The sequence below is a fragment of the Streptomyces albus subsp. albus genome (assembly GCF_000725885.1).
Lineage (GTDB): Bacteria > Actinomycetota > Actinomycetes > Streptomycetales > Streptomycetaceae > Streptomyces > Streptomyces albus.
This window is the reverse complement of record NZ_JODR01000074.1, coordinates 1-916: the sequence shown is the minus strand read 5'-3', so window position 1 is coordinate 916 and position 916 is coordinate 1. Positions and strand designations below refer to the sequence as shown.

The 916-nt window shown below is 70.1% G+C and carries 1 pseudogene; it reads left to right on the top strand.

The annotated features are described in order from the left end of the window. A pseudogene (locus IO40_RS36670) lies at nucleotides 1-916 on the top strand (acyltransferase domain-containing protein); the annotation flags it as partial.

The following is a 916-nucleotide window of genomic DNA, read 5'->3' as shown; positions in this document are numbered from 1 at the left end:
CAGGCGTTGGCGAATGCGCAGGTGTCGGCTGCGGATGTCGATGTGGTGGAGGCGCACGGTACGGGGACGTCGCTGGGTGACCCGATCGAGGCGCAGGCGTTGTTGGCGACGTACGGCCAGGACCGTCCCGGGGACCGTCCGCTGTGGTTGGGCTCGGTGAAGTCGAACCTGGGGCACACGCAGGCCGCTGCCGGTGTCGCGGGTGTGATGAAGATGGTGCTGGCCATGCGGCACGGGCTGTTGCCCAGGACGCTGTACGCCGAGACGCCGTCGTCACACGTGGACTGGTCGGCCGGTGCGGTGGAGCTGTTGACGGAAGCACGCCAGTGGGCACGGGCGGACAGGCCGCGCAGGGCGGGCGTCTCGGCGTTCGGCGTCAGCGGCACGAACGCGCACGTCATCCTGGAGGAGGCCCCGGAAGCGCCGACGGAGGAGAAGTCCGCGGCGGCGCCCGACGTCCGTCTGCCGGTGGTGCCGTGGATGGTCTCCGCCCGTTCCCGGGAGGGGGTTGCCGCACAGGCTGGCCGGTTGCTGTCCGCGGGGCTTGATGTGGGTGCGGTGGATGTGGGGTTGTCGTTGGCGACCACGCGTTCTGGTCTTGAGCACCGGGCTGTTGTGCTGGGCGGGGACGTCAGGGTGGTCAGCGTCTCGGTATGGGCCGGGAGTTGGCGGAGATCTTCCCGGTGTTCGCCGATGCGCTGGACGAGGTGTGTGCGCACTTCGACGGGCTGTTGGACCGTCCGCTGCGGGAGGTCATGTTCTCCGACGCCGAGGCGCTGGGCCAGACGGGTTGGGCGCAGCCCGCCTTGTTCGCCGTCGAGGTGGCGTTGTTCCGGCTTCTGGAGTCGTGGGGCGTCACGCCCGACTACCTCGTCGGCCACTCCGTCGGAGAGCTGGCTGCCGCGCACGTATCCGG